The 24,759-nt window shown below is 66.2% G+C and carries 17 protein-coding genes and 1 pseudogene; 14 read left to right on the top strand and 4 right to left on the bottom strand.

The features are described from left to right. Positions 1 to 20: 20 nt before the first annotated feature. Positions 21 to 185 (bottom strand): annotated as a pseudogene (locus ACFE70_RS17585) (cyclic nucleotide-binding domain-containing protein); the annotation flags it as partial. On the opposite strand from ACFE70_RS17585, the gene ACFE70_RS17580 reads away from it, so the two are divergent. From ACFE70_RS17580 to ACFE70_RS17530, 11 genes are all read left to right on the top strand, one after another. After that, positions 186 to 404 carry a hypothetical protein gene (locus tag ACFE70_RS17580; protein ID WP_375419090.1) on the top strand — a complete coding sequence of 73 codons (219 nt, stop codon included), beginning with the start codon at positions 186 to 188 and terminating at the stop codon, positions 402 to 404. Between the two features lie 512 nt (positions 405 to 916). Next, entirely contained in the window at positions 917 to 1,615 is a 699-nt protein-coding gene (locus ACFE70_RS17575) for a superoxide dismutase (protein WP_375419089.1), read from the top strand. An 83-nt stretch (positions 1,616 to 1,698) separates the two neighbouring features. Next, entirely contained in the window at positions 1,699 to 2,178 is a 480-nt protein-coding gene (locus tag ACFE70_RS17570; RefSeq protein ID WP_375419088.1) for a hypothetical protein, read from the top strand. 45 nt (positions 2,179 to 2,223) lie between these two features. Next, entirely contained in the window at positions 2,224 to 2,655 is a 432-nt protein-coding gene (locus ACFE70_RS17565; RefSeq protein ID WP_375419087.1) for a hypothetical protein, read from the top strand. 253 nt (positions 2,656 to 2,908) lie between these two features. Beyond that, a complete protein-coding gene (locus ACFE70_RS17560; protein WP_375419086.1) occupies positions 2,909 to 3,280 on the top strand; it encodes a redoxin domain-containing protein in 372 nt (123 codons plus the stop codon). Positions 3,281 to 3,320: 40 nt separating this feature from the next. Continuing rightward, positions 3,321 to 3,620, top strand: coding sequence for a DsbA family protein (locus ACFE70_RS17555; protein ID WP_375419085.1), 300 nt, complete (start codon positions 3,321 to 3,323; stop codon positions 3,618 to 3,620). Continuing rightward, a complete protein-coding gene (locus ACFE70_RS17550; protein ID WP_375419084.1) occupies positions 3,584 to 3,844 on the top strand; it encodes a DsbA family protein in 261 nt (86 codons plus the stop codon). The genes ACFE70_RS17555 and ACFE70_RS17550 overlap by 37 nt, the downstream gene beginning before the upstream one ends. Before the next feature lie 64 nt (positions 3,845 to 3,908). Continuing rightward, positions 3,909 to 5,186 (top strand): efflux RND transporter periplasmic adaptor subunit, encoded by a 1,278-nt coding sequence (locus ACFE70_RS17545; protein WP_375419083.1) that lies wholly within the window; start codon positions 3,909 to 3,911, stop codon positions 5,184 to 5,186. Positions 5,187 to 5,293: 107 nt separating this feature from the next. Next, complete coding sequence (locus ACFE70_RS17540; RefSeq protein ID WP_375419082.1) at positions 5,294 to 8,554, top strand: efflux RND transporter permease subunit; 3,261 nt, start codon at positions 5,294 to 5,296, stop codon at positions 8,552 to 8,554. A 183-nt stretch (positions 8,555 to 8,737) separates the two neighbouring features. Beyond that, the gene (locus tag ACFE70_RS17535; RefSeq protein WP_375419081.1) at positions 8,738 to 10,126 is read left to right on the top strand and encodes an efflux transporter outer membrane subunit; all 1,389 of its coding nucleotides are present in this window, start codon (positions 8,738 to 8,740) and stop codon (positions 10,124 to 10,126) included. A 325-nt stretch (positions 10,127 to 10,451) separates the two neighbouring features. After that, complete coding sequence (locus ACFE70_RS17530) at positions 10,452 to 12,680, top strand: FUSC family membrane protein (RefSeq protein WP_375419080.1); 2,229 nt, start codon at positions 10,452 to 10,454, stop codon at positions 12,678 to 12,680. Positions 12,681 to 12,859: 179 nt separating this feature from the next. On the opposite strand, the gene ACFE70_RS17525 is transcribed toward ACFE70_RS17530, so the two are convergent. The 3 genes from ACFE70_RS17525 to ACFE70_RS17515 all read right to left on the bottom strand — a co-directional run bounded on the left by ACFE70_RS17525 (position 12,860) and on the right by ACFE70_RS17515 (position 17,145). Then, positions 12,860 to 13,789 (bottom strand): 1-aminocyclopropane-1-carboxylate deaminase/D-cysteine desulfhydrase, encoded by a 930-nt coding sequence (locus ACFE70_RS17525; protein WP_375419079.1) that lies wholly within the window; start codon positions 13,787 to 13,789, stop codon positions 12,860 to 12,862. Positions 13,790 to 13,900: 111 nt separating this feature from the next. Further along, complete coding sequence (locus ACFE70_RS17520) at positions 13,901 to 16,543, bottom strand: hypothetical protein (protein WP_375419078.1); 2,643 nt, start codon at positions 16,541 to 16,543, stop codon at positions 13,901 to 13,903. Between the two features lie 143 nt (positions 16,544 to 16,686). Then, positions 16,687 to 17,145 (bottom strand): hypothetical protein, encoded by a 459-nt coding sequence (locus ACFE70_RS17515; protein ID WP_375419077.1) that lies wholly within the window; start codon positions 17,143 to 17,145, stop codon positions 16,687 to 16,689. Positions 17,146 to 17,303: 158 nt separating this feature from the next. On the opposite strand from ACFE70_RS17515, the gene ACFE70_RS17510 reads away from it, so the two are divergent. The 3 genes from ACFE70_RS17510 (at position 17,304) to ACFE70_RS17500 (ending at position 24,661) form a co-directional block, all read left to right on the top strand. Then, the gene (locus tag ACFE70_RS17510; RefSeq protein ID WP_375419076.1) at positions 17,304 to 19,937 is read left to right on the top strand and encodes a bifunctional UDP-N-acetylmuramoyl-tripeptide:D-alanyl-D-alanine ligase/alanine racemase; all 2,634 of its coding nucleotides are present in this window, start codon (positions 17,304 to 17,306) and stop codon (positions 19,935 to 19,937) included. 237 nt (positions 19,938 to 20,174) lie between these two features. Then, positions 20,175 to 23,006: a TonB-dependent receptor domain-containing protein gene (locus tag ACFE70_RS17505; protein ID WP_375419075.1), complete on the top strand. Its 2,832-nt coding sequence runs from the start codon at positions 20,175 to 20,177 to the stop codon at positions 23,004 to 23,006. Positions 23,007 to 23,194: 188 nt separating this feature from the next. After that, positions 23,195 to 24,661 (top strand): alpha/beta hydrolase family protein, encoded by a 1,467-nt coding sequence (locus ACFE70_RS17500; protein ID WP_375419074.1) that lies wholly within the window; start codon positions 23,195 to 23,197, stop codon positions 24,659 to 24,661. The last annotated feature ends 98 nt before the right edge of the window (positions 24,662 to 24,759 follow it).

The raw sequence follows: 24,759 nt of genomic DNA, 5'->3' as shown, positions 1-24,759 counted from the left end.
CGTAGTAGCGGGTTTCTTTCGAGCAGCGGGAGGTAGCCAAAAAACTCGCCCGGCCCGTAGCGGCCCGTAATCAGCTCCTTGCCGCCGGCCGTCGTCTTCACCGTTTTCGCCCGGCCCGCTTTCCCGAAGAACACCCGCGTCGGCTCCTCGTCTTCGAGGTAGATGTCCTGCTTTTTGCAAATCAAGTGCCCTTTGCGGTTCCCGAACAGCTACTTCAGCTCCGGGCCGCCGACGGCGCGTGTCTCGTCCAGGAATTCGGGCCTCCCTTCGCCCAGCAGGTCGTAGTCGGCCACCCACCCGGCCGTGGTGCGCCGCTTCGACGGCCGGGGCCTGCCCGCTGCCACGGGCAGGCGGCGCTGCTGCTCAGCAAGCTCACGTCGCCCAACCCGCTGCCGGCTGAGTAGCCCCGGCCGGTACGCTGAAAAACGCGCCGCCGCTCCGAGCGGACTTGGCTGACGGCGGCAAGCCCCGCCCGGCGGCTGCCAGGAGCAGCACGGGCAAAGCGCGCCGCAACCAAGGCTGTTCGCCCGTAAGCCCGCCGGCGCGGCTTGTCTTCAAACCAGCGCCGGGCGTGCGGCGCAGTCCTCGCCGCGAAGCAGCGCCGGACGGAAGCAGCGCGCATTTCGCGGCAAAGGATACCGGGGCAGTCAGGCCGGGTTCCTGACAAAAATCAGGTGGCGAAAATGATTTTTCGCATACTTTCCCCCGCAACCAAACCAGTCCTTTGTGAGCCGCTGCCCCCGGCTGGCTCGGGGCGGTTTGGCGACTGGTTTGACACCGGCTGCTACCGCCCTGCCCGCGCCCGGCTTGCGGCGCCGGGGGCTTTGATAAGCCCGCATAACTCCTTAAAAGGCAACGGACCAAAAGGCAACGGACCGCTTTTGTTACTCCAACCACTCCTTAAGACTCTTTTGTCATGCTTATGCCGCCCCAAACCGCAACCGCCCCAGCCCTGACCACCAGCGCCGCGCCCAGCCGCTACCCGTTCGTGGTGCCGCCGTTAGCGTATGCGTATGACGCGCTCGAACCCTACATCGACGCGGCCACCATGCGCCTGCACCACGATAAGCACCATCAGGCCTACGTGGACAAGCTCAACGAGGCGCTCCGGGACTATCCCGATTGGCAGGGCTTTTCCGTCGAAGACCTGCTGCGCCAACTCGACCGGCTGCCCGCCGCTATCCGGCCGGCCGTGCGCGACCAGGGCGGCGGGCACGCCAACCACTCGCTGTTCTGGAACCTGATGGCCCCCGGCCAGGCGGGCACCGGCCCGAAGGGGGCGCTGGCCGCCGCCCTCATCGACAGCTTCGGCACGTTCGCCGCGTTTCAAAAAGCCTTCAGCGAGGCCGGCACCAAGGTGTTTGGCTCGGGCTGGGTGTTCCTGGCGTGCGCCCCTGGGCGCGGGCAGCTCGAAATTCTTGCCCTGCCCAATCAGGATACGGTGCTGCCCCTGGGCAAGCAGGTGCTGCTGGGCAACGACGTGTGGGAGCACGCCTACTACCTGAATCACCAGAACCGGCGGGCCGACTACCTGGCCGCCTGGTGGAGCGTGGTCAATTGGGGCTACGTGGGCCAGCGCCTGGCCGACTGCCGGGCCGGCAACGCGGCGCAGTAGGCGCCCCAACCAATTCAAGGCCAGAGAGCTAGAGAGGCCCCCGCCTGTTTTTGTATTTCCAACCAGTTAAAGACTTTTCACTCATGCCAGCAACCGATAACAGCCAGGCGGCATCTACCCCGACCGCCCCCAGCCAGCCCCCGCCCGTGCCTAATCAGGCAGCGCCTGCCCAGACGGCGCCCGAAATACCGCTGAACCGGCCGAGCGGCCGGCTCTCCGCAGGCAAGGCGTTTGGCAAGCCGATTACGGCGCAGGGGCGCACTATTATTCCCGTGGCCATAGTTGCCGCGATGGGCACGGGCGGGGGCCTGTGGGGCCGGATGAGCGGGATGTTGCGCCAGGCAACCGCCAATGGCGCGATGAATGGCGCGGCCAACCGGAGGCCGGGTGGGATGAGGCGCCGGATGATGGTGCGGCCGGTGGGCTATATCGACATTAGCAGCACGGGCAGCCGCTTCATCAGCATTGCCCCCGGCCGCTTCGTGGCCCTGGGCGTCGCGCTGGCCTTCGTGGCGGGCGGGCTTATCCGCCGTAGTCGGGCCAAACGCAAAGCCAACGGCTAGCGGCGGGCTCTCACTCGTTTCCTTTTCCACTTATCCTCTACTGCTATGAAATGGCTTTCCCCCACCGCGCACGGCGCGCTGGACTACATGCTTATTATTTTCCTGGCGATGGCCCCCACGGCGGAGAGCGCCACGGGCATCTACGCCGCAGTGTGCTACGGGCTGGCCGGGGCGTATTTGCTCGTCGTGCTCGCCACCACTGATTCTATGGGGGTCGTGGAAATCATTCCCTACCGCGCGCACGGGTGGCTGGAGCTGGTCAGCGGGCTGATTTTTATCGCTTCGCCTTTTCTGTTCCGCTTCTCGGCGGCGCACCCGACGGCCCGCGTGTTTTTCATGGGGTATGGGGCCGCGCTACTGCTGCTGTGGTGGCTCACCGACTGGTCGGGGAAAGCTTACTCCGAGATAAGGGACGGCGTGACCCACAACCTGCGCGGCCAGCCGCTGCCTGCCCACAAGCGCCACCGAGCCTCCTGACGGCCGGCCCGCCGGCTGAAAAGCAGCTGGAGTTCATTGGCAGCGAGGGTAGCGGCGCGGCACTTCGCGCCTCCTCGTGTGAGGTGGGGTAGGGTAGTCAGACAGAATGGATTACTGCACCCCACCTCACGCGAGCAGACGCAAAGTGTCGCGTCGCCACCCTCGTTTGGGCGGCCCTGGCGCTACCTCCAACTGCTTCTGGAGGATTTATGGAGGATTTATGCTTATCACCTCCCCAGTTTCTCCCTGTGCTATGCTCGCCGTCGGAACCCAAGCGCCGGACCTGGAACTGTATTCCACGCCCGACCAGAAGATAAAGCTGAGCGCGCTGCGGGGCCGAAAGGTGATTTTGGCCTTCTGCCCGGCCGACTGGAGCCCGGTGTGCTGCGACGAGATGTCGCTCCTCAATGCCACGCGTAAGCTCTTCGACCGGCACCAGGCGCCGCTGCTGGGCATCTCCGTGGACAGCACGTGGCGCCACCTGGCCTTCAGCCAAAGCTGCCAGCTGCATTTTCCACTGCTGGCCGATTTCGAGTCCAAGGGCAAAGGTGCCCGGCGCTACGGCGTGTATGACGCGCCCGCTGGTCTCAATCCGGGCCCGGACGGCATTCTGGCAGCATTCTAGCGGCCCTGGAAAAACTGGACACCCCTACCCCCTGGCAAGCATGAGCCCGCACTTAACTCCGGTCGTCGGGGGCCAGGACCACGCTCAGGGCGCCGAAAAAGCGCCCCTCATGCTGGCCGGGTACGGCGACTACGAGTGCGGCTATTGTGGGGAGGCCTACCCCCTCATTAAAGCCGCGCGGCAGGCCCTGGGGCCCCGGCTGCGCTTCGTGTTCCGCAACTTCTCGCTTTCCGGTGCGCACCCCACGCCCAGGCCGCCACCCTGGCCGCCGAAGCGGCGGGCCCGCAAAATAGGTTCTGGGAAATGCACGACGCGCTGTATGAGCGCCAGGGCCAATTAGCGGCGAGCCACCTGGCCGGCTACGCCAAGGCACTGAGGCTCAACGTCGAGCAGTTCGACCGCGACCGGCAGCAAGCAGCTGTTTCGGCCAGGGTAGAAGCCGACCTGGAAAGCGGCGCCCGCAGCGGGGTCAAGGGCACCCCGTCCTTTTTTGCGAACGGCAGCAAGTACGACGGCGATTGGCAAGGGCCGGGGCTGCTGCACCGCCGGCAAAGCCAGCTATAGGTAGCCGCTGGTTGCTAACTGCTTACTGACCTGGATCATCCCGCCTTTCTCTTCGGAAATTTCCATGAACTCACTACGTAAAGAAACCGCGGCCCGCCACGCGCTGCTGGTGGCCGGCCTGCTGGGCGGGCTGCTGGCGGCCCCAGCCTGCGGCGCCAGGAAAGGCGCGGGAGCCGCGGGCGGACCGGGTGCGCCCGGCGCCGGACCCGGCGGCCCGCCCGGTGGGCCGCCGCCCATCAAAGACTACCCGGTGCTGACGCTGGTGCCCCGCGCGGCGGTGCTCCACTCCGACTACCCGACCATCCTGCAAGGGCGGGCCGACGTGGAGATTCTGCCCAAGGTGAGCAGCTTCATCGACCAGATTCTGGTCGATGAGGGCGACCGGGTGCGCCGGGGCCAGCTCTTGTTTCGCCTCAACAGCGACGAGGCCGACCAGGCCGTGCGCTCGGCGCAGTCCGCCATCCTCATTGCCCAGGCCGACGTGAACGCCGCGGGCAAAGACGTGCAGAAAACCGTGCCCCTGGTCGAGAGCAAGATTCTGAGCCGCTACCAGCTCGACGCCTACCGCTACACGCTGCAAGCCCGGCAGGGCACGCTGGCCCAAACCCGCGCCGACCTGCTTAGCGCCCAAAAAACGCAGAGCTACGCCCGCATCACCAGCCCCTCGAACGGGGTTATCGGGACCCTGCCCTACAAGCTGGGCTCGCTGGTGAGCAGCACCATTACGCCGCCGCTGACCACGGTGGCCAGCATCGGCAGCGTGCGGGCCTATTTCTCCATCAACGAAAAGCAGGCCCTGGCCTTCAATGAGCGGGCCGACGGACGGCCCTTGCAGGCGCAGCTGCGCCAGCTGCCCAGCGTGCGGCTGGTGCTCTCCGACGGCACCCTCTACCCGCGGGCCGGGCGCATCGAGGCGGCCAGCGGGCTGGTGAGCACCCAAACCGGCTCGGTGAGCGTGCGGGCCACGTTCCCGAACCCCGACGGCGTGCTGCGCAGCGGCGCCACGGGGCAGGTGCGCGTCCCGCAGCGGCTGGCCAACGCCCTGCTCGTGCCCCAGGCCGCCACGTATGAGCTGCAAGGCAAGCGCTTCGTGTACGTGGTCGGGCCGGGCGGCAAAGTGCGCAACACGGCCATCGCGGTGCTGCCCCTCACCGACGGCGTCAACTACGTGGTAACCCAGGGCTTGAAAGCCGGCGACCAGCTGGTGACCCAGGGCGTGAGCGCCCTCAAGGACGGCCAGACCATCCGGCCCCGCCCGGCCACGGCGGCGGATACGGCCGCCGGAGCGGGCCCCGCACCATTTCCCGTGGCCGGCCGCCCCGCCCCGGCCCGCGCCAACTAGGGCGCTTTCACTTCCTATTATACAGAGTTAAAAGTTAAAATGCACACAGCCTGAATTTTAACTTTTAACTCTCAACTTTTAACTTCTCTTCTTCCGCCGCCCCACTTATGCTGAGATTATTCATCGACCGGCCCGTGCTCTCTACGGTCATCTCTATCCTGCTGGTGATTCTGGGGGTGCTGGGCCTGCGCGCGCTGCCCGTCTCGCAGTACCCCGACATCGCCCCGCCCACCGTGCAGGTGTCGGCGACCTACACCGGGGCCAACGCCGACGTGGTGCTGCGCTCGGTGGTGGTGCCGCTGGAGGAGCAAATCAACGGGGTCGAGAACATGACCTACCTCTCCTCGACGGCCAACAACACCGGCCAGGCCACGATTACCATATTTTTCAAGCAGGGCACCAACCCCGACCTGGCCGCCGTGAACGTGCAGAACCGCGTGAGCCGGGCCGCGCCGCTGCTGCCCATCGAGGTGACGCAGACCGGCGTGGTGGTGGCCAAGCGCCAGAGCAGCCAGCTGCTCATCTTCGCCCTCTACAGCGACAATCCCACCTACGACCAGACCTTTTTGCAGAACTACGCCCTGCTGAACCTGATTCCGCAGATTCAGCGCATCACGGGGGTAGGGGAGGCCTCGGCCTTCGGCGCGCGCAACTACGCCATGCGCATCTGGCTACAGCCCGCCGCGATGGCCAACTACGGGCTGATTCCGGCCGACGTGACGGCGGCGCTGGCCCAGCAGAACATCGAGGCGGCGCCCGGACAGTTTGGCGAAAACAGCCCGCAGCCCTTCCAGTACATCATCAAGTACAAGGGCCGCCTGGTGCAGCCCGCCGAGTACGGCAACATCGTGCTGCGCACCACGGCGGCCGGGCAGGTGCTGCGCCTCAAGGACATCGCCCGCATCGAGCTGGGCGCCCTCACGTATTCGAGCGCCACGACCAGCCAGGGCAAGCCGGCCGCCATCATCGCCATCTACCAGACGGCCGGCTCCAACGCGCAGGCAGTGGTCAACGACAGCAAAAAGCTGCTGGACCAGGCCGCGGCCGCGTTTCCGGCGGGCATCCACTACGCGACGCTGGTCGATGCCAACGAGTTTCTGAACGCCAGCATCGCCAAGGTAGTGTCTACGCTCGTCATCGCCTTCGTGCTGGTGTTCATCGTGGTGTTCGTCTTTTTGCAGGATGTGCGCTCCACGCTCATTCCGGCCATTGCCGTGCCGGTAGCCATCGTGGGCACGTTTTTCTTTCTGAACCTGCTGGGCTTCACGCTGAATCTGCTCACGCTCTTTGCGTTAGTGTTAGCCATCGGCATTGTGGTGGACGATGCCATCGTGGTGGTGGAAGCCGTACACGCCAAGCTCGACGCAGGCGCCACCTCCGCCCGCGATGCCACGGTGGAAGCTATGAGCGAGATTAGCGGGGTCATTATCGCCATCACGCTGGTGATGTCGGCCGTGTTCGTGCCGGTGGCTTTCATCACCGGCTCGGCGGGCGTGTTCTACAAGCAGTTCGGCCTGACGCTGGCCATCGCCGTGCTGATTTCGGCCGTTAACGCCCTGACCCTGAGCCCGGCGCTGTGCGCGCTACTGCTCAAGCCCAAGCCGCAGCCGGCCGCCGGCCCCGCCCAGCCGATAGCAGACCCCGCCACCCCTGCCAAGGCGGGCGTCGCGGCGGTCCCGGCCCACCTCAACCTGCTGCAACGCTTCTACGCCGCCTTCAACCGGGGCTTTGAGGCCGTGACCAAGCGCTTTGAGCAGGCCGTGGGCTGGCTGAGCCGGTATGCGTGGGTTGCGCTGCTGCTCATCGTCGGGTTTGGGGGTGGCCTCTGGTGGCTGCTAAGTACGGCGCGCTCGGGCTTCGTGCCCAACGAGGACCAGGGCATCGTCTTCGCCGACATTAGCCTGCCGCCGGCTGCCTCGCTCGCGCGCACCCAGCAGGTGGTGCATCAGGTCGATAGCATCGCCCAGCGCCTGCCGGAAATGAGCGTGCACGCCCTCGTCACGGGCCAGAGCTTTCTCAACGGCACGGGCAGCTCCTACGGCATCGTCATCATGAAGCTCAAGCCCTGGGACCAGCGCACCAAGCAGCCCATTGCCGCCACCATTGGCCAGCTCTTTGCCCGCACGGCCGGCATCCGCGACGCCAAGATTATCTTTTTCTCGCCCCCGACCCTGCAAGGCTTCGGCAACAGCAACGGCTTCGAGGTGCAGGTGCAGGACCGGGCCGGCGGCGACATCGCCGAGTTGGGCCGGGTCAGCCAGCAGTTTATCGCCGCCCTGAGCGCGCGGCCCGAAATCCTGTTTGCCAGCACCGGCTTCAACCCCAACTTTCCGCAGTACGAGGTCGCCATCAACGTGGCCCGCACCCAGCAGGCCGGCCTGAACTCGCGCGACATTCTGGCCACGCTGCAAGGCTACTTCGGCGGGCTCTACGCCTCGAACTTCAACGAGTTTGGCAAGCAGTACCGGGTGCTGGTGCAGGCCGAAGCCGCCGCCCGTACCAACCCCGAGAGCCTCAACGGCGTGTTCGTGCGCGCCACCGATGGCACGATGGCTCCCATCACCGAGTTCGTCACCCTCACGCGGGTGTTCGGGCCCGAGACGCTGAGCCGCTTCAACCTCTACTCGGCGGCCACCGTCACGGGCAGTCCTAAGCCGGGCTTCAGCTCGGGCGACGCCATCACGGCCATCGAAGCCGTGGCCAAGCAAACGCTGCCCGCCTCCTACGGCTACGAGTTTTCGGGCCTCACGCGCGAGGAAATCGCGGCCGGCTCCCAGGTCCTCTACATTTTTGGGCTGTGCCTGGTGTTCGTGTACTTTCTGCTCAGCGCGCTCTACGAGAGCTACCTGGTGCCGTTTGCCGTGCTCCTGCCCCTGCCCATCGGCCTGGCCGGAGCGCTGCTCTTCGCCCGGCTCTTCGGCATCGACGACACCATCTACCTCCAGATTGCCCTGATTATGCTCATCGGGCTGCTCTCGAAGAACGCCATTCTGATTGTCGAGTTCGCGCGCGACCGGCGCCTGGCCGGCCTGGGTATCCCGGAGGCGGCCGTCGCCGGGGCCCGCGCCCGCCTGCGCCCGATTCTGATGACCTCGTTTGCCTTCATCCTGGGGTTGCTGCCGCTCATGTTCGCCACCGGCGCTGGGGCGGTCGGCAACCGCTCCATCGGCACGGTCGCCGTGGGCGGGATGCTGCTCGGCACCCTGTTCGGGGTGTTCGTGATTCCGGTCATGTTTGTCCTGATGCAAACCTTACAGGAGAAAATCAGCGGGGCGCCCGCGCCGGCCGCGGACGCGCCGGGCCCGGCCATCCCTACCCCCCTGGTGCCGCTCAGCCCGCCGGCCCTGGCGGTTCACCTCACCCCCTAGCCCCCTCTCCAAAAGAGAGGGGGACTAGTCTTTAGCGCTAAAAAGCTAGGCTATTCTAAGTCTAAAACTAGAAACTAGTCCCTCCTCTCTTTTGGAGAGGGGGCTAGGGGGTGAGGTGAACGTGAGGTCTCCGCCCGAACGTCCCTATCCCTACCCCCCCTGCCCGCCCTAACCCTTCCTGACATGCGCAACTTCAAGGTGCGGGCGCTAGTGGGCCTGCTGCTGCTCTGCGGCCTGACTTCCTGCCACATCACCCGGCCCGGCGGGGCGCCGGCGGCCAGCCTGGCGGGGCTCTACCGCGACCAGGTCGCAACCGATACCGTGACGCTGGCGCAGCTGCCCTGGCGCACGCTCTTCACCGACCCGGCCCTGCAAACGCTTATCGCGCAGGGTATTACCCACAACCTCGACCTGCAAGTGGCCGGGGCGCGGGTGCGGGAGGCCGACGCCTACTTTCGCCAGAGCCAGGCCGCGTTTCTGCCGAGCCTCTCGGCCACGGGCAGCGTGGCGCGCAGCCGGCAGGCCGGCTCCAGCGAGCTGGGCACGCTGCGCGCGACCACCTTCTACCAGCTCTACGGCAGCGCCAGCTGGGAGGCCGATGTCTGGGGCAAGCTGCGCAACTCCCGGCGCTCCTACCTGGCCCTGCTGCTCCAGAGCGAAGCCTACCGGCGCGCGGTACAGACGAGCGTAGTGGCCGGCATCGCCAACTACTACTACCAGCTGCTGGCCCTGGACCAGCAGCTGGCCATCACCCGGCAAACGGTGCAGAACCGCATCCAGGACGTGGAAACCTCCCGCAAGCTGAGCGCGGCGGGCATCGTGACGGGAGCGGCCGTGGTGCAGAGCGAGGCCATCCGCTACGCCGCCGAGGTCACCATCCCGGACTTAAAGCAGCAAATCCGGGAAACCGAAAACGCACTCAGCCGGCTGCTGGGCGTCGCGCCCGCCGCCATCGGGCGCGGCACGCTGGCCGCCCAGCAACCGGTCACGACCCTGTCAACCGGCGTGCCGGCCCAGCTGCTGCGCTTCCGCCCCGACGTGCAGCAGGCCGAATACGCCTTCCGCTCGGCCTTTGCCCTGACCAACGCCGCCCGCGCCTACTTCTACCCCGCCCTGACCCTGACGGCCAGCGGGGGCTACTCGGCCTTCGATTTCAGCCAGTTGCTCGACCCCACGGCCGTGTTCGGCTCGCTGGCCGGCGGCCTGGTGCAGCCCCTGCTGACGCGCGGCGTCAACCGCGCCCGGCTGCGCGTGTCGGAAGCCCAGCAGCTCGAAGCCCAGCTCAACTTTCAGACGGCCCTGCTCACGGCCGGCCAGGAGGTGTCCGATGCCCTGTATTCCTACCAGGCTGCGGAGGAAAAAATCACGATTCGGGCCCGGCAGCTCGATGCGCTGCAGAAATCCGTGACTTACAGCCAGGCGCTGCTGGCCAACGGCTTCGCCAACTACACCGAGGTGCTCACGGCCCAGCAGAACCTGCTCACGGCCCAGCTCAACGGCGTCAGCGACCAGCAGCAGCGGCTGCAAGCCGTCACCAACCTCTACCGCGCCCTGGGCGGGGGCTGGCAGTAAGCCCTGCCCCCTGATTACCTACGCGCTTTACGTCCTCACCATCACTTACCCAACCTCTCAACCACTTATTCTTTCCTGGTTATGAGCAAGCTTGCGCTGAAAGTGCTGGGCAACTACAACCAGCAGCTGAGCTTTGCCTGAGCCAGGGCGTTTTTTGGGCCTTTCCCGCTTCAAGTAAATTCAGCAGCCCCGCGGCCCGCGCGCCGTTGCCGCCCGCCCGCAGGGGCCAGCTCGCCTGGCGCTTGGGCCGGACACAGTCAGCTTCGCAGAAATTCGTATAAAGGACAAGGGGTAAGCGCGCCGGACGCCTTGCCAGCACTTGCTTATGAACCCGCCGACGCGCCGCCTTCAGTACTTCTTGTTCGGGCAGAACTTCTCCGACGCGGTGCGCACCACGCTGGCCATTCTGCTGCCGGCCGTGGTGCTGGCCCAGCTGGGGCACTTCGCCGAAGGGCTGAGCATCTCGACTGGCGCTGTGTGCCTGAGCGTGACCGACACGCCCGGCCCCGCCCGCTACCGCCGCAACGGGATGCTGGCCGCGCTGGCGCTGGTCGGCCTCACCGCCGGGCTCACGGGCCTGGCCGCCCGCAGCGTGTGGCTGCTGGGCCTGGAAATCGGCCTGCTCGGCTTCCTCATGACCATGCTGCTGGTCTGGGGCGCGCGGGCCGGCGCGGTGGGCACGGCCGCCCTGCTCACGATGGTGCTGCTGCTGGCGCAGCCGCCGGCCCTGCCGCAGGTGCTGCCCCACGCGGGCCTGCTGCTGCTTGGTGGCTTGTGGTACGCGGCGCTGGCCCTGCTGGTGCACCGGGTGCGGCCCTACCGCCCGGCGCAGCAGGCGCTGGGCGAGTGCGTGCACGCGCTGGCCGGGTTTCTGGCCTTGAAAGCCCGGTTTTATGAGCCCGCCACCGATCTGAAAGATGATTATCGGCAACTCGTGGCCCAGCAGGTGGTGGTCAATGAAAAGCAGGAAGCCGCCCGCGACCTGCTGTTTCGCACCCGCCAGATTGTGAGCGAAACCACCGGCACTGGCCGCCGCCTGGTGCTCACTTTTGTCGAGACCGTGGATTTGTTTGAGCGCATCACGGCCGGCTACTACGACTACGCCGCCATGCGCGCGGCCTTCGGCGCCCGCGATGTGCTGCCCGCCGTGGCGGCCTTTATCCGGCACCTGGCCGCCGCGCTCGACGACCTCGGCGCCGCCATTCAGGCCAACCGGCCCGCCCGCGGGGCCGGCCCCGACCTCGACGCCGAGCTAAGCCAGCTGCAAGCCCGCATCATGGCCCTCGACCAGGAAATTCCAGCTTCCGCCGCGGGCGGCAGCACGCTGGCATTGAAGAAAATTCTGGTTAATCTGCGCGACATCACCCAGCGGGTGGACGATATCTGCCGCTACTTCGAGGAAGACCTGACCGCCGAACTCCCTACCCCCGTGGTCGACGCCCCGAATCGCGCGGCCGAGCACGCCCGCTTCGTGACGCCGCAGCAAGTTGATTGGCCGGCGCTGCGCCAGAACCTGACCCCGCAATCCAGCACCTTTCGCCACTCGGTCCGCATGATGCTGGCCAGCCTGGTGGCCTTCGCGGTGGGCACAGGCCTGGCCCGCGGCCCGCACAGCTACTGGATTCTGATGACTGTGGTGTTTATGCTTAAGCCGGGCTTCAGCCTCACGCGCCAGCGCAACACCGAGCGCATTCTCGGTACGCTGGCCGGCGGCGCGCTCGGCGTGGGCCTGCTGTGGCTGCTGCCCTGGCCCCAGGTCCGGTTTGGGATACTGGTGGTGTTTATGGTGGTGGCCTACAGCTTTCAGCGCACCAACTACCTGGTCACGGTAGTGTTTCTGACAGCCTACCTGCTCATCTTATTCAGCTTCCTGGGCCTGAACTACATCGGGGTGGTCGAGGAGCGCATCGTGGACACGCTGCTGGGCTGCGCTATTGCCTTCGGAGCCGGCTATTTCTTGTTTCCCAATTGGGAATCTGAGCAGCTTACCGACCTGATGGCCGCCGCCCTGCGCGCCAACCTGGCCTACCTGCGCCAGCTGGCTGACCGCCTGGCCGGTGGGCCGCTGCCGCCTGACGACTACCGCCTGCTGCGCAAAGACGTTTACGTGAGCGGCGCCAACCTGGCGGCGGCCTTTCAGCGGATGCTCACCGAGCCCCAAAGCAAGCAGCACCACCCCGGCGAAACCCACGAGTTTGTGGTGCTCAACCACGTTCTCTCGTCTAGCATCGCCGCCCTCACCGCCACCCTGCGCGAGGCCGCGCCCGCCCTACCCCCCTCCCCCACCGAAAGCCGCCGCGCCCTGACCAGCGCCGCCGCGGCCCTGGGCAAAAGCCTGAGCTGCCTGCGCGCCGCTCCCTCCGACCCGGCCCCACCCTTGCCGCCCAACGAGCCCGCCCTACCCGCGGCCCCCGACGACAAGCTGCTCTTGGAACAGCTGCTCTTTCTGCAAAAAGTAAGCGCCGACATCAGCCGCGTGACGGACTTGCTGACGGCGGCGCCGGCTGCCCCGTCGGGCGGCCCGGCGCCGGTGGTAGCACCGGCCCGCACTTAGAGCGGTTCTCAGGTCAGGGTAGTATCCCTTGTTCAAGTGGGCAACCCTACCGCCGGCTCTTCCCCTGCGGGCGAGGGGCCTAGCGCAAGTAGTCGTCCGACTCCCCTCGCCCGCAGGGAAAGAGCCGGGGGTAGGGTTGCCCGCGGCGGGTGGCTACGTACTCCAATTAGAGAGCCGCTCTAGCTATTCGCTTCCAATTCCCTGCCTCCGTATCGCGCCTGCCAGCCGGCCCAGGCCTGCAAGCCGCCGGTGTGCACCGCCACCACGCGGCTACCGGGCTGAAAGTAGCCCTGCGCTACCAAATCCAGCACCCCAAACAGCAGCTTGCCGGTATAAATCGGGTCGAGTAGCACGCCGTGTTGCATCTCAAACTCGTGGATGAAGGCTAGTAGCGGCGCTGAGTAGCGGGCGTAGCCGCCGAAGTGGTAGCCAGTGAGCAGGTTGTAATTGCGGTACGTGATGCCCGCCGCGTCCTGGGTCAGGTAGTCAATTTCAGTGGGTAAACCAGCGGCGCCTTTCAGAGTGGCGACGCCCACGGCGTGGCCCTGCCCGGCCAAACCCAGCAGCACGCCGGCCAGCGTGCCGCCCGTGCCCACGGGCACGGCCAGCGCGTCAAAATCTGTGTGCGCTCGAATGTCAGCTACGATTTCAGCCATGCCGCGCAGAGCCAGGGCATTGGTGCCGCCTTCAGGCAGCACGTAGGCCGGGCCGAACTGGGCGAGTAGCTCAGCCAGAAAATCCGGCTCCGACCGGCGGCGGTAATGCTCGCGGGTGAGAAAATGCAGTTGCATTCCGTTGGCGGTGCACTGGCTGAGCGTCGGATTGAGGGGTAGGGATTCTTCGCCCCGCACCAAGCCGATGGTTTGGAAATCCTGCTGCCGGCCCGCGGCGGCCACGGCCGCCAGGTGGTTGGAATAGGCACCGCCGAAGGTTAGCAGCGTGTGCTGACCCTGCTGCTTGGCTGTCAGCAGATTATACTTAAGTTTACGGGCCTTGTTGCCGGGCAGCACCGGATTGAGTAAGTCGTCGCGCCACAGCCAGAGCTGCACGCCCTGCCGCTCGGTCGCCGGCGTGCTGATGGGCTGAAGCAAAATTGACGCGCCGCTCATAGGGTGGTAAATGAACTATAGCCAGCTATAGAATGCGCTAAACAGCTATAGGAAAAGTGCCCTACAGCCCGTTCAGTGGCCCTATTGCACGGTACAACCGGGTGGTACCAGCTATACTGCCAGCTCCGGCGGCTGCTCAGTCGCCGGCCGGCGGCGCAGCCAGTAAGCACCTGCCCCCAGCAGCACCAGCAGCAGCGCCACCGACGAAGCTAGCGACACGGCATTGCCCAGGGCGTAGGCCTTGGGCTCAAACCGGAACTCGATGCTGAGCGGGCCGGCCGGCACGGGCAGCGCCCGCAACACGTAGTTGGCGCGGAGGTGCGGCACGGGCTGGCCATTCAAGTAAGCCTGCCAGCCGTCGGCGTAATAAATTTCGGAGAACACTACCAGGCCGGGCTGGGCGGCGCTGCCGCGGTAGGTGAGGCGGTCGGGCGCGTACTCGGTGAGGGCGATGCTGGAGCCGGCCGGGTCGTAGGTGGCGGCTTTCTGGGTAGGAAACTTGGAGATGTCTACTACCGCCTCCGTGGCGGGATTGAGCGTCGAGAGGGCGGCCATCTCCTGGTCGGGCGACGGCACGGCTCGCACCTGGCTTACAAACCAGGCGTTGCCGAGCGCGCCGGGATTGCGGGCGGCCTGCTCGGGCTGCTTGGCCTGGGCATTCTCGGGGATGAGGAGGTAGCGGGTGTTGAGCATGTTGAGCACCGGCGCCGCGTCGAGCTTGTTCTGGGTGAAAATCTGCTGGAGCTGGGGCGTAATCTGGCGCTCAATCAGCTCCTGGTAGCGGCGCAGCTTGGCGCCGTGGTAGCCGCCGATGCTCTTGTGATAATAGGACGTGGTAGCGTCGGCAAATGGGTCGCCCTTCAGGCTTAGCACCCGGTAGCTCAGGTCTTTATCCTTCAGAATCTCCTCATCGGCTGGCGAGGGCTGAAAGCTGGCGGCAATGGACTGGGGCTGGAAATTATCGGCCCCGAGGTAGCGCTTATCCACGCCCCAGAGGTCGAGCAGCACCAGCGCCGCGATGAGCGCCGCCGCCGGGCGCGCCGCCAGCCGGCCTTTCAAGTGGAAATAGAGCACGCCCAAGGCCAGCCCGATGAAAAGCAGCGCCCGCCACACATCGTTGCGCAGCAGCTCGGCGCGGTCGGCGCGCAGGGCGCGCAGCAAGTCGGGCGTGAAGCCGCTTTGCGTCAGCTGCGCATCAACGGCGCCCTGAAAATCGAAGCTGAAGCTCGCCAGCCAGGCCAGCGCGCACCCGCCCGCCGTGATGGCGCCCGCCCAGAGCACCGGGCGCAGCCGGGCGTAGGCCTCGTTGACGGCGCCGGGGGGGGTAGGGATTTTGCCGGCCGCGGCGGCCATTGCTTTTGCCAGGGCCGGGTGCGGCGCGGCACCGGCCGGGGTGGCGGGCGCGAGGGGGGGTAGGGCAGGGGCCGCCTCGGGCCGCAGTACCCGGCCCAGAGCCAGGGCCGCCAGCAGCGGCATGGCCAGCTGCGCGATGACCAGGGCCATGCTCACGGCCCGGAATTTATTGTAGCCCGGCAGCAGTTCGAAAACCAGATTGTTGAGTGTCCCGAAGTTCTTGCCCCAGGCCAATAGCAACGACAGAATGGTGCCCGCCAGCAGCCAGTAGCGGGTGCGCTTATCGACCACGAACAAGCCCAGCACGAACAGAAAGCACACCACCGCCCCCACGTACACCGGCCCGCTCGTGGAGGGCTGCGCGCCCCAGTAGGTGGGCAGGTTGCCCAAATACTCGGCCGGCAGGCCAGCTTTGGCCAGGTTGGAATCCGGCCCCAGCGCCATCTGGCTGGCCCCGCCGAAGAAGTTGGGCACGAGCAGGGTGATGGTTTCGCCCACGCCGTAGCTCCAGCCAAAGGCGTAGTCCCGGTCGCGGTTGGCGGCCTCGGTGGTGGTGCCCGGCCCGGCCGGCGCGGCGCTCAGCTCCGACTTGGCGCGGTTGCTGAGCTTGCTGTACTCGTAGGTGGTGTAGAGGCGGCCGAAGCTCACGCCCACGGCGATGGCCGCGCCCAGCCCCAGCAGGCCCACGCGGCCCCCAAAATCCGCCAGGCGGCCCGCCCGGACGGCGGCCACCAGCTCAATAACCCCGAAAATGACAATCAGCAAACCCAGGTAGTACGTTATCTGGGGGTGATTCGAGCGGATGTTCATTGCCAAACCCAGCGTGAAGAGCGCCGCGCCCAGCCACTTGTCGCGCCGGAATGTGACGAGCAGGCCGCCCAGCACCAGCGGGGCGTAGGCCAGGGCCAGGCTCTTGGTGTTGTGGCCGGCGGCCAGAATGATGAGGTTGTAGCTCGAAAAGCCGAGGGCCACGGCGCCGGCCACCGCCACCAGCGGGCGCAGGCCCACGGCCACCAGCAGCGCGTAGCCGCAGACCAGGGCCAGAAACAGGTTGGCCACCACGGCGGGCAAACCCAGCGTAAAAAGCTTGTGCAGGTACAGCGACCAGTCGCCCGAAAAGTGGGCGCTAATCAAATACGTCGGCATCCCCGAAAACATGGAGTTGGTCCACAGCGGCTCGTGGCCGTTGTGGGTGGCGGCCCACTGCTGCACCTCGCGGGCCCCACCCTGAAACTGGGTGATGTCGTGCTGGGCCAGGCTCTGCCCCTCGAAGACGATGGGGGCAAAATAGACGGCGGCCAGCAGGGCAAAAAACAAAATGGCCAGCAGGTGCGGCCACAGGCGCGCCCAGCGTGGCGCAGACGAAACAGACGACGAAGAGGAAGCAGCAACAGCGGCCATCAGGCGGGAGCAAGGGTGAAAAAAACACCCCGAAGGTAGCGCCCGCCGGCCGGAGCGCGGACGTAGCGCGGACGTTGTAGTCCGCGAGCTACATCGTTATATACGGCCCATTCGCGGACCACCAAGTCCGCGTTATTGCCCGCTCAGGCCGTGGCCGGACGCTGGCCCAGTACCTGCCCTACCAGCTGGCCGAACCGGCTGAAGCACAGCGGCTGGGGCAGCCGCCCGTCGGCCGGCGCCTGGCCGGAGAAGGACGGAATATTGCCCATCTGCTCAATCATCAGCCAGCGGGGCCGGCCACCGTGCGTAACGCTGCGGATGTCGTCGGGGTGTAAGCCGGCTGAACTGAGGTCGAGAATAACCAAATCAACCTCGCCGCCGCGCTGCAAATAGTCGTAGGCTTCCACGCCGTCACAGAGCGAAGCTACCAGGCGCAGGCCGCCGGACAGGGCCACGTAGTGCTCGAGGGTGATGCGGTGCATGGCGTTGTCGCTCACGACCAGGCAGCGGGTGAGCGGAGCTTCGGGCACGGGCGAGGGTACAAAGGAGAATGGCTCCGGCGAATGAGGGCTGACCAGGTGGGTGAGGAGCGACTGGAGCATCTGAGCTATTATAAAACTAGATATTTAATTCTACTGTGCAAAACTATCCCGGCAAATTCCCCGCCGGGCGCTCATTTCGCTCAGCCAGCCGATTTAGCCCCCGAACGCGGCGCTGAAGGCGGCCAACCGCTGGCCGGCCCCGCGTAACTTCGCCGGCCATGCTGCTCTTTTCCGACCTGCCTGCCCTGTTCGGCGGCCACGTGCTGCAAGCCCCTACCCCCCCCGTCGCGGCCGAGCCCGTGCGCCGGCTGCTGCTCGACAGCCGCCGGGTGGGCGTGGCCGCCGGCAGCCTGTTTTTTGCCCTGCGCGGCCCCCAGCACGACGGCCACCGCCACTTGCCGGAGCTGTATGCCAAGGGCGTGCGCCTGTTCGTGGTGGCCGAAGACTATTTGCTGGCCAATCAGTTAGCTGATTTTCCGGAGGCTGGTTTTGTGGTTGTGCCCAGCCCGCTGGCGGCGCTGCAAACCCTGGCCGCGGCTCACCGCCGCGCGTTCCACATCCCGGTCGTGGCCATCACGGGCTCGAATGGCAAGACCATCGTGAAGGAGTGGCTGGCGCAGCTGCTGAGCCCCGATGAGTTCGTGTGCCGCTCGCCGCGCTCCTACAACTCGCAAATCGGCGTGCCGCTCAGTGTGTGGGAGCTGCACGCCGGCCACACGCTGGGCGTGTTCGAGGCCGGCATCTCCGAGCCCGGCGAGATGGCACGGCTGGCGGCCGTCATCCAGCCCACGCTGGGCCTCTTCACCAACCTGGGCACGGCCCACGACGCGGGCTTTGCCTCGGAGGTGGACAAGCTGCGCGAAAAGCTCCAGCTCTTCCAGCAGCCGGGCTTCGAGCGGCTTTTCTACTGCCGCGACCACGCGCTGGTGCACGAGGAAGTCAGCCGCCTGAATTTGCCCGCCACCTTCACCTGGAGCCGCCACGGCCGGCCGGCCGATGTGCAGGTCGAATCCCTACCCCCTCTGCCGGCCGCAACCTCGCCCGGCGGCGCACCTGCCGCTGCCACCGCGCTGCGGGTGCGCTGGGCCGGCCAAAGCGCGGAGTTCAGCCTGCCCTTTACCGACGAGCCCTCGCTGGAAAATGCGCTGCACTGCCTGGCCGTGCTGCTGCAACGGGGGGTAGGGGCCACGGAGATTCAGCGCCGCCTGCGCCGCCTGCACCCGGTGGCCATGCGCCTGGAGATGAAGCCCGGCCGCCACGGCTGCTACCTGCTCGACGACACCTACAACAACGACCTGGCCGGCCTCACCCTGGCCCTGGATGCGCTCAGCCGCCAGGCCCGCCCCGGCCGCCGCACCCTGATTCTGAGCGACGTCCTCGAATCGGGCTTGCCCGCGGCCGAGCTGTACGCCCGCGTGGCCGCCCTGCTGCCGGTGTATGGCGTGAGCCGGCTGGTGGCCATTGGCCCAGCAATAAGTTATGAGTTAAAAGTTATGAATTATGAGTTGGTAGCACCAAGCGAAGCTGACGCGCTAGCTACGTCAAGTCAAAACTCTCAAAATCAACTCATAACTCATAACTCAAAAATCATAATTCAATCCTACCCCACGACCGAAGCCTTCCTTACGGCGCTGACGCCCACCAGCTTTCAGCACGAAACCATTCTCATCAAAGGCGCGCGGCGGTTTGGGTTTGAGCGCATCGTGGCGGCCTTGCAGCAGCAGCAGCACGGCACGGTGCTGGAAGTGAACCTCGATGCCCTGAGCCACAACCTCCAGCACTACCGCCAGCGCCTGGCGCCCGGCACCAAGCTCATGGTGATGGTCAAGGCATTTGCCTACGGCAGCGGCTCCTACGAGGTGGCCAGCCTGCTCCAGTTTCAGCGGGTTGATTACCTGGCCGTGGCTTACGTGGACGAGGGCGTGCAGCTGCGCGAAAACGGCATCAGCCTGCCCATCATGGTGATGAACCCCGCGCCCGACGCCTTCGCGCAGCTGCGGCGCTACCGTCTGGAGCCGGAAATCTACTCCCTGGAGCGCCTGCGCGACTACCTCGAAGCCGCCCAGGAGGAGCCGGGCGCCGACGCCCCCGAAAATTCCCTACCCCCCCTGCACCTCAAATTCGACACCGGGATGCGCCGCCTGGGCTTCGATGAGGCCGATTTGCCGGAGTTAATCCAGTTGCTGACCCAGCACCGCGCCCGGCTGCCCGTGGCCAGCGTGCTCACCCACCTAGCCGGCGCCGACGAACCCCGCCTCGATGAGTTCACGCGCCAGCAGCTGGCTGCCTTCCGCCGCCTGGCCGCCGCCGTGGAGGCTGCCCTGGGCCGGCCCGTGCTCAAGCACGCCCTGAACTCGGCCGGCATCCTGCGCTTCCCGGAGGCGCACTTCGATATGGTGCGGCTCGGCATCGGCCTCTACGGCGTCGATGCCAGCGGCGAGGAGGCCGACGCGCTGCGGCCGGTCAGCGCCCTGCGCACTACCATCTCCCAAATCAAATCCCTACCCCCCGGCCTCACCGTGGGCTACGGCCGCCGCGGCACCGCCGCCGACCATCCGCGCCGCATTGCCACGCTGGCCATCGGCTACGCCGACGGCTACGACCGCCGCTTCGGCAACGGCGTGGGGCAGGTCTTGATTCAGGGGCGGCCGGCGCCGCTGGTGGGCTCGGTGTGCATGGACATGTGCATGGTTGACGTGACCGACATCCCGGCAGCGCAGGCCGGCGACGCGGCCCTGGTGTTCGGGCCGGGCCTGCCGCTGCCGGCGCTGGCCTCGCGCATTGGCACCATCGCCTACGAGCTGCTCACCAGCGTGAGCGAGCGGGTCAAGCGGGTCTTTGTGAGCGAATAGGGGGGTAGGAACAAAGGGCCGGTCTTCGGCGCGGCAGCTCGGCCGTTCACCACCTGAGCGGCGCCGCTCAGGTGGTGGCCAGGCACCTTTGGTCGAGTTAAAAGGCGCGTTTACTGAGTAGCCAAAGCTGTAGGTATAGTGGGAGTATGATTTTTGTGAATGGCCGCCGTGGCTGCGCAATAGCGCAGTTTGTGGGGGGGTATTATTTTCTTCATTTCCATCATCTAGTTAATTTAAATGCAAATACCTCGACTCCTATTTCAGGTTGCTCTGCCGCTATCCTGCCTCGGCAGCGGGCAGGCCTGGGCGCAAACCGAAGGCGCAGCCCCAACCCCAACCCCAGTCTCGACCACCGCCGCCGCTATCACCGGCACAACGCAAACCGAGCAGGGCGCCCCGCTGGCGGGCACCTCCGTGGTAGTGCTGCACCTGCCCACGGGCATTCGGCGCGTCACCACGGCCGATGCCACGGGCCACTTCGGCATTGACCTGCTGCTGGCCGGCGGGCCCTACGTGCTGCAAATTACCCAGCCCACTTTCCGCTCGCAGGTGGTCAGCAACGTGTTTTTGAAAGTCGGCCAGCCGGTGAATCTCAGCTTCACGATGGTGCCCGACGTAGTGGCCGTAGGTACGCGCCGCGCCGACCGCAGCGCGGCCGACGCCATTGCCCCCGTGGACGTGATTGACATGCGCGAGCTGGCCCTGACGGCCCCGCGCACCGACATCGGCCAGATTCTTAATTACGTGGTGCCCTCGTTTAACTCGACCCGGCAGAACGCGGTGGACATTGCCGACCACATGGACCCCAGCTCGCTGCGCGGCCTGGGCGTGGACCAGATGCTAGTGCTCGTCAATGGCAAGCGCTTTCACTCGCAGGCTGCCACCTACCTGCTCGGCACGCGGGGGGTAGGCAGCTCCGGCACCGACGTGAACGTGCTCTCGGCCAACGCCCTCGACCGGGTGGAAGTGCTGCGCGACGGTGCGGCCGCTCAGTACGGCTCCGACGCCATCGCGGGGGTAATGAACTTCACCCTCAAGGCCGACAACAACGGCGGCAACGTGCTGGTGAACACCGGCCTGCACCAGGCTGGCGACGGCCTGAACACGACCCTGAGCCTGAACAAGGGCCTTAAATTGGGAGCGAAAGGCTTCCTGAACCTGACCGGCGAGGCCGACTACCGCGACCGTACTTCCCGCAACCCCAGCCGCAACGCCGAGTCGCACCCAATCTTCTCGTTCGACCCGGCTGAGGAAACAAGCCAGATGCGGGGGCGCGACAAAGAGTTTGAGCAAATCAACGGCGACGCCCGCAGCACCAACCTCCGGCTGGTGTACAATGCCGGCTTGCAGCTTTCCGAGAAAGCCCGCTTCTACTCCTTCGGCTCCTATAACCACCGCATCGGCAACTCCAAGCAGCCCTGGATTGTGGGCCTGGCCACGCCCAACGACGTGGTGCCCGGCCTGACTTCGCTGCTGGGCTACCAGCCCGTGCAGCACAACACCGTCGATGACGTCTCGGCCGCGCTGGGCCTCACCACCGGCCTGGGCAAGTGGAGCCTGGACCTGAGCAACGTAACCGGCTACAACCGGATGAACATCGACCTGAGCGAGTCGGTGAACCCGCAGCTGGGCGCGGCCTCGCCCACCGAGTTTCACACCGGCACGGTGTCGTTTCTGCAGAACGTGAGCAACGCCACCGTCAGCCGCCTCTTCGACAAGGTGCTGGCCGGCACCAACGTCGCCTTCGGCGCCGAGCTGCGCGCCGACGTGCTCACCAAGGGCAAAGGCGACCTGGCCGGCTACACCACCGGCACACAGGGCCCGGCCGGCGCCAACGCCGGCGCCCAGGGCTTTCTGAGCTTTGACTCCGACCTGGACGCCAACCGTCAGAACTACGGCGCCTTCGTGGACGTGGAAGCTGATATCGTGAAGAACTGGACCGTGGGCGCCGCGCTGCGCTACGAGAAATACACCGACTTCGACCAGTCGGCGTTCACCAACAAGCTCAACTCCCGCCTGCGCCTGGCCGAGTGGCTGGCCGTGCGCGGTGGCTTCAACACCGGCTTTCGCGCCCCCTCCATTCAGCAGCAGTACTACTCCCAGACCACGGTGTACTACTCGCCCACCGGCAACATCAACGCCCGCCTGATTCCGAACCAGAGTGAAATCCGCCGGCAGGTGGGCCTCGACGCGCTCACGCCCGAAACTTCACGCAGCTTCAGCGGCGGCCTCGTGCTTACCCCGGCCCCCGACCTGACGCTGACCGCCGACGCCTACCACATCGTAGTGGAAGACCGCATTCTGCTATCGGGCCTGTTTGGTTCCGATGCCTTCGCGGCCAACACCGGCTACGCCAACTACCTGACTACTGCCAATGCCGCGCTCGGCCAGTTCTTCGCCAACGCCGCCGACACTCGCACCCGCGGCCTCGACCTGGTGGCCCGCTACAGCCGCTCCGTGGGCCGCGGCCGGCTACAGCTGAGCCTGGCCGCCAACTTCAACCACACCACGGCCACCCCCAAGGTGCCGGGCCGGTTCGAGCGCATTCAGAATGACACCGACTTCCGGGCCAACTACATCGACCAGCGCCCCCTCTCAATGCTGGAGACGGGCAGCCCGGCGTCCAAGATTTTCGCTGCCGCCGCTTTTCAGATGGGCGCCTTCACGGTGCAGCCCCGCCTCACCCGTTTTGGCGAGGTAGCCTACTACGACTATAACTTTGGCCTGCTCGAAGAAGGCGGCTACTTCCTGCGCTTCACGCCCAAGTACGTCACCGACCTCATCGTGACGTATCAGCCGGCCAAAGCTGTTTCGTTCACGCTCGGCGCCAACAACCTCTTCAACGTGCTGCCCGACACCAAGAAGCAGGCCGCCGCCAATGGCCACATCCCCTACGCGGCCTACAAAGCCGGACAGTCGGTAGCTGAGTTTGAGCAGAGCTTCCGCGCCAATCACGGGGGGGCGCTGTTCATGCCCTACGACTTCGATACCCTCCCCTACGAAGCGGTGCAGATGGGCTTCAACGGCGCCTTTCTTTATCTGAAAGCTGCTTATAGCTTCGGCCAGTAAGATACAGGTGCCAGCAGGTCAAGCCCCCATTTCAATCACGAGATGGGGGCTTTGGGCTGCTAGCCGGAGGCAGACGAAAACTACTCGTTAGCGCTCAGGCATTTAATTTGCTACTTACCACGTGCCGCCGAGTGCGGCCCGAATTATTCTGAAGCCGGATATTGCCTCAGCGCCGCCTTTTCCTCGCCATGCTATCTGATTTTTTTTCATCGTCCTGCCGGATTTTGCCCCGCCTGCCAAGCCGGCTGCTGCTGGTCCTGGCCCTAGGCGTAGGCGGCAGCCGGGCCGTCGCCCGGCCGCTGCCGGCCCCTACCCCCCCCTCCGTTCGTCAAGCCAAGGCTGGGATCCCCGCGCTCGATGGGCTCTGGAAAGGCCAGCTGCAAGTGCCGGGCGGCCAGCTTGAAGTTATCTTCCGGTTTGTGAAGCTCACTGGCGGCGAGTATTTCAGCACCCTCGACGTGCCTTTACAGAAGGTGAGCCGCATGGCGGTGAAGACGCAGGTGAAGGGCGACACGGTGCGCCTGTTTGCCGAGGAAGCCAGCTGCCGCTTTGTGGGCCTGGTTTCGGCCAATGGCCAGCAGCTGACCGGCACCTGGCAGCAGCCGGGCTTTGCGGCCCCGCTGCTGCTGCTCTTCAGCGATGCGCCCGTTACCGCGGTTAAAGCCACGCGCCTGACCCCGCCCTACCGCGAAGAGGAAGCCACCTTCACCAACGCCAAAGCCAACGCTCAGCTCAGCGGCCTGCTCACCGTGCCGTCGGGGCCGGGGCCGTTTCCGGCCGTGGTGCTGCTTTCGGACAGTGGCCCGCAGGACCGCAACGGCACCGTGGGCGACTTTGCGCCCCTGGGGCTGCTGGCCGACTACCTCACCCGCCGCGGCGTGGCCGTGCTGCGCTTCGACGACCGCGGCGCCGGCAAGTCGGCCGGCCCGGCCGGCGTCACCAGCCTGGACCTGGTGAGCGACGCCCAGGCCGGGCTTAACTACCTGCGCACCCGGCCCGAAGTGGACTTGTCGCGGCTGGGTCTGGTGGGGCACGGCGAGGGTGGCAACGTCGCCCTGCTGGCGGCCACCCAGTCCCTGCCTCCCGCCTTCGTGGTAGCCCTGGCCGCCCCCGGCCTGCCGGGCCGCGACCTGCTGGTGCAGCAGCAGACGGCAACCCTGCGCACTATGGGCACCCCCCCGGACCAGGTGGAGACCGCCATCAAGCGCCAGGAGGCCATGTTCGATATCATCCGCCTCACGCCCGACAACGCCCAGGCCCAGGCCATCGTGGCCAACATGCTGCGCCAGAACAACGCCGTCATTGACGCGGCCACCGCGCAGCTCAGCGCCGCCGAGATGACCTCGGCGCGCTACCGCAACTTCCTGAGCTTCAACCCCGCCGAGCGGCTGGGGGCCATCAACTGCCCGGTGCTGCTGCTCAACGGCACCGCTGACCTCATCATCGACGCCGACGCCAACCTGGGCGCGCTGCGCAAGGGCCTCTACGCCAACAAAAACATCGACCTGACCGTCAAGCGGCTGCCGGGCGTAAACCACCTGTTTCAGCCCGACCCCACCAAGTGGCCGGTCGTCAACGGCCAGCCCCGGCCCAACTTCTCGCCCGAAGCCCAGGAAACCATCCGCGAATGGATAGTGAGCCAGGGCAAGAAGTGAAACAGTGAGATAGTGAGATGGTGAAACCGCCTCGCGGCCCTAACCTTAAAGGGCGGCCTGTTGCCGAGGGGGGTAGGGAAAACAGCAAAGCCCCAGGG

The organism is uncultured Hymenobacter sp. (genome assembly GCF_964243305.1).
In the GTDB taxonomy this organism is placed as follows: domain Bacteria; phylum Bacteroidota; class Bacteroidia; order Cytophagales; family Hymenobacteraceae; genus Hymenobacter.
Note: the sequence above shows the minus strand (reverse complement) of the source record. Positions and strands in the feature narration are given on the sequence as shown.